The sequence below is a fragment of the Synechococcus sp. H55.9 genome (assembly GCF_047462355.1).
Lineage (GTDB): Bacteria > Cyanobacteriota > Cyanobacteriia > Thermostichales > Thermostichaceae > Thermostichus.
The window spans coordinates 58,618-62,563 of record NZ_JANSJB010000002.1 but is presented as its reverse complement, the minus strand read 5'-3'; the positions used below and the strand labels follow the sequence as shown (position 1 = coordinate 62,563).

Sequence of the window (3,946 nt, the reverse complement as noted above, 5' to 3'; positions counted from 1 at the left end):
GGTGGTCGGGCCAGTTTAGTGGGGGCAGTGGTCGGGGCTTTGTTGGTAAACTTTGCCAAGAGTTTGCTGAGTGAAAATTTCCCAGAAATTTGGCTGTTTTTCCAGGGGGGATTGTTCCTGCTGGTGGTACTGGTGTTGCCGGATGGTTTGGTGGGCTGGGTGCGCACCCGGGGCAGGCAGCTTTGGGTTACCTTCCAGCTTTGGCGCCGGCGTTTGGCCAATATTTCTCCAGCCTAAATCCGTGCCAGTATCCCCCTATGCAAGGTGCAACTTCAGAGTAAGAGGATCCCAATGGGTGAGATAACGATGCCAAGTGTCCTCTCTTGTTCGATGGGCTGAGAATCCTACTCGTCCTCTGGCCTTTCCGTTCTTGGACGTGATCCCTATGCTTACAGCAGCTCCCACCACTACCCGGCAAATTTTACAAACTCAGGATCTCACCGTCAGCTTTGATGGCTTTAAGGCTTTGGACGGGCTGAACTTTTCTTTGGAAGAAGGGGAGTTAAGGGTGGTGATCGGCCCCAATGGAGCGGGCAAAACTACCTTCCTCGATGTGTTGACAGGCAAGGTCAAGCCTACTCGAGGGCGAGTGCTGTTTAAAGGAAAAGATCTGGCTAAGCTCAAGGAGCACGAAATCGCTGCCTTGGGTATTGGTCGCAAGTTCCAAACGCCGCGGGTCTACCAAAACCTGAGCGTGCGAGAAAATTTGGAGCTCTCTCTCAACCCTCACAAGGGTGTTTTCTCCACCTTATTTGGCAAAAAGCGCTTGCGAGAAAAGACTGATGCTCTCCTGGAAACCATCGGCCTGAGCCGTAAGGATCGGATCCCGGCAGGGCTGCTCTCCCATGGAGAAAAGCAATGGTTGGAGATTGGCATGGTGATTGCCCAGGATCCGGATCTGCTGCTGCTTGATGAATGCGTGGCCGGGATGACGGATAAAGAAACAGAGGCTACGGGAGAGTTAATTCAATCCTTAGCTCGAAATCACACCATTTTGGTGATTGAGCATGACATGGTATTTGTCCGGCAAATTGCTCGCAAGGTTACTGTTTTACACCAAGGAGCGGTGTTGTGCGAGGGTAGCTTTGAGGAAGTGAAGAACGACCCGCGAGTTATCGAGGTCTATCTTGGATCCCACAAAGCCAGAGGCTAAACGAAAACAGGGGAGAAGGGGAGATCTGTGTTGACCGTCCAGTTAACCAACTCTATATCCAAGCCTATGAATACGGAAAACGCCACCAAAGCGCAAAATCTATCTCAAAGTGGATCTCAGCCTTTGCTGGAAGTCTGTAACCTGAGAGCTTATTATGGGCAAAGTTTAATTGTGAGAGATCTTTCTTTCAAGATCCTTCCCGGCCAAGCAGTTTGCCTTCTGGGTCGCAACGGCATGGGCAAAACTACCACGCTTAAAGCCCTAATGGGGCTTCTCAAAGACTGTACAGGTAAAGTTCTCTTTGAGGGCCGACCCATCAATCATTACCCACCCAACTGGCGGGCTCGCGCTGGCATTGGCTATGTGCCCCAAGGCCGAGAGATCTTTCCTCGCCTAACGGTTGAGGAAAATCTACTGGTGGGGTTAGAAGCAGCACCGGACAAAGAACGGGCTATACCTGAGTTTATCTATGACTTATTCCCGATTTTGCGTTCTTTTCTAAAGCGTCCCGGTGGAGATTTGAGCGGTGGTCAGCAGCAGCAATTGGCCATTGCCAGAGCTTTGGTGGCAGAGCCTAAACTTTTACTCCTGGATGAACCCACAGAAGGGATCCAACCCTCTATCATCATTGAGATCGAAGAAGCCATTGCCCGCATCCAAAAAGAGCGGGGCGTTGCGGTGTTGCTGGTAGAACAGTACTTTGAGTTTGCTCAAAGCTTGGCCGATTACTTTTACCTCATGGAAAATGGATCCCTCGTTATGGAAGGGCCGACTGACCAAATGGACGAGGAAAAAGTGCGATCCTATCTCTCCCTCTGAGGTTAGCCTGGAGGAGGAGCCGAGCGGTGCAACTCTTGTCAGGCCCAGGGATCCCCTCAGGCAACAACCCTAGAAATCTGCCAGGATCGAGCAAGAGAGAACTCAGTCCACTCCCTCCTCGCTGCGTCTGTGGCTGCCCCCATTCACGTCACTGCCGAACCTTGGCTGCACACCTACAGCGAGATCATTGACGTGCGCTCGCCGGCAGAGTTTGCTGAGGATCATTGGCCGGGGGCCATCAACTTGCCTGTGCTTGACGATGCAGAACGGGCAGAGGTGGGCACCCTCTACAAGCAGGTGGATCCCTTTACGGCCCGCAAGCGGGGAGCCAGCCTGGTGGCCCAGAACATCGCCCGCCATCTGCAGACCCACTTTGCCGACAAGAGCCGGGACTACCACCCCCTCATCTACTGCTGGCGGGGAGGGCAGCGCTCGGCCAGCTTGGCGCTGGTGTTGTCCCAGGTGGGCTGGCAGGTCACAGTTTTGCAAGGGGGGTACAAAACCTACCGCGCCTGGGTACGCCGGCAACTGCAGAGCTTGCCCCAGGAGTTTACCTACCGCGTCCTCTGCGGGCCGACGGGAAGCGGCAAAACCCAGTTGCTCCACCACCTGCAGCGCCAGGGATCCCAAGTCCTCGATCTGGAAAAGCTGGCCCGCCACCGCGGCTCCGTGCTGGGAGCGGAGTGGGGGATGCCGCAGCCCACCCAGAAGAGCTTTGAAAGTCAACTGGTGCAGGTTTTTCTCCAGTGGGATCCAGCCAAGCCGGTCTGGGTGGAAGCCGAGAGTGCCAAGGTGGGCCAGCTCCACCTGCCCCCTGCCCTTTGGCAGGCCCTCACCCAAGCCGATTGCGTGGAAGTGCGATTGCCTTTGGAAGAGCGGGTGAAGGGGCTGATTGCCCATTATCCCCACTGGATAGCCCATCCCCAGGCACTCAAGGAGAAATTGCTGCCCCTAAAAGCCCGCCATGGCCAGGCGCGCCTGCAGCGCTGGTTTGAGCTCATCGACGCCCAAGACTGGCCGCAGTTTGTGCAGGAGTTGCTGGAGCAGCACTACGATCCCACCTATCGGCATGGGTTGCAGCAGAACTTCAACCGCATCCACGCCCGGATAGAGCTGCCCGACCTTTCCGAGACCAGCCTCAGAGAAGCTGCCGCTCGCCTGCGCACCCGTCCAGACTAGGTGAGCACAATAAATTGCAGAGCCCGCAGCACCTCAAACCAATTGGAAACCTCCAGCCGAACGGTTGCGTCAGCAACCCACCGGCAGCCGGGGTAAAAAGACTTGCGGTAGGCGCGGGCAGGATCCTTGTAGTCCACCTCCAAGTGAAAGCAATCCGGCAGTGGGCGGGGCCGGTAGGCCGACAGCCGTTTCAGGGATCCCTCTACACCTTGGCGGATGGCCTGCAGAACCTGCTGCGGATGGGGAGCAACGACCGAGTGGCCCATCCCTTTGTGGGTGACCACCGTCTCGATCTGGGCGTCATAGGCTTTCGCTTCCGCACACACCTCTGCGTCTCCGGCCAGAAATACAACCGGCACCCCTTCATAGGCAGCGGTGAGGCTGACCAGGTGAAACTCGGCGATGGCCTGGCCGTTCAGCCGGATTTGGCTAACTTCGGTGGTGTAGGTGTGGGCAAGGGGGTTGGCAGCAGATCCGGCGCGGGCATGGTAGCCGATTAAGATCAGGGCATTGTAACTGCGATCCAGCTCTTGCACCATACAGTAGGGGTGGCCGCTCCAGCCGCGGATGAGTTGCACCGGCGCCGGCAATCGCTCGGGGAGAAGGTTGCGCCCGGAATCATGGGCGTCTTTGACAGTGATCCGGGTGGCTCCGGCAGCCAGGGATCCCTCACAAGCGGCGATCACCGCTTGGGTCATCTGCTCGCGGAATGGCTCATAACCCGGCTGGCCGAGGGTGGCTTCATCCCAATGGCTGATGCCGGAGATCCCTTCGATATCAGCACTGATATAGACC

General features: G+C 56.5%; 4 protein-coding genes and 1 pseudogene. 4 read left to right on the top strand and 1 reads right to left on the bottom strand.

Features of this window, described 5'->3' with window-relative positions; translation table 11 throughout:
- From NW857_RS00720 to mnmH, 4 genes and pseudogenes are all read left to right on the top strand, one after another.
- Positions 1 to 237: pseudogene (locus NW857_RS00720) on the top strand (urea ABC transporter permease subunit UrtC); the annotation flags it as partial.
- Between the two features lie 148 nt (positions 238 to 385).
- Positions 386 to 1,153, top strand: coding sequence for an urea ABC transporter ATP-binding protein UrtD (gene urtD, locus NW857_RS00715; protein WP_414332603.1), 768 nt, complete (start codon positions 386 to 388; stop codon positions 1,151 to 1,153).
- Positions 1,154 to 1,219: 66 nt separating this feature from the next.
- Entirely contained in the window at positions 1,220 to 1,972 is a 753-nt protein-coding gene (urtE, locus tag NW857_RS00710) for an urea ABC transporter ATP-binding subunit UrtE (protein WP_414367710.1), read from the top strand.
- A 129-nt stretch (positions 1,973 to 2,101) separates the two neighbouring features.
- Positions 2,102 to 3,151, top strand: a complete 1,050-nt coding sequence (gene mnmH, locus NW857_RS00705; RefSeq protein ID WP_414367708.1) for a tRNA 2-selenouridine(34) synthase MnmH — start codon at positions 2,102 to 2,104, stop codon at positions 3,149 to 3,151.
- On the opposite strand, the gene NW857_RS00700 is transcribed toward mnmH, so the two are convergent.
- On the bottom strand, positions 3,148 to 3,946 hold a 799-nt coding region (locus NW857_RS00700), incomplete at its 5' end, for a M55 family metallopeptidase (protein WP_414367706.1). The genes mnmH and NW857_RS00700 overlap by 4 nt on opposite strands.

What these genes read in the sequence shown, in the direction of transcription:
- urtD (WP_414332603.1), top strand. Translation starts at nt 386, where the DNA reads ATGCTTACAGCAGCTCCCACCACTACCCGGCAAATTTTACAAACTCAG.
- urtE (WP_414367710.1), top strand. Translation starts at nt 1,220, where the DNA reads ATGAATACGGAAAACGCCACCAAAGCGCAAAATCTATCTCAAAGTGGA.